This is a genomic window from Dellaglioa sp. CoH-57-MRSF-21, assembly GCF_056781915.1.
This window is the reverse complement of sequence record NZ_JBXAXU010000230.1, coordinates 1-249: the sequence shown is the minus strand read 5'-3', so window position 1 is coordinate 249 and position 249 is coordinate 1. Positions and strand designations below refer to the sequence as shown.

Sequence of the window (249 nt, the reverse complement as noted above, 5' to 3'; positions counted from 1 at the left end):
ACTCTCGTGGCCTGTTCCAGCAGCGGGACACATGGGGCACTCTCGCGGAACGGATGAACCCCAGCCAGGCGGCAACGTTCTTCTTCCAGCGGCTCCTGCGGGTGCCAAACTGGCAGAGCATGACGCCGACGCTGGCCGCGCACGCCGTCCAGATCAACGCGGACCCCAACCACTACACGAAGTGGTACGACCCGGCGACAGCTGTCGTGACCGCCCTGCTGGGCGGCGACGCGGCCTGCGCTGCCGGAG

General features: G+C 68.3%; 1 protein-coding gene. It reads left to right on the top strand.

Annotated elements, in window-relative coordinates:
- The coding region (locus tag AC1RPQ_RS08605; protein WP_481762367.1) for a hypothetical protein at positions 1-249 on the top strand (249 nt) is incomplete at both ends.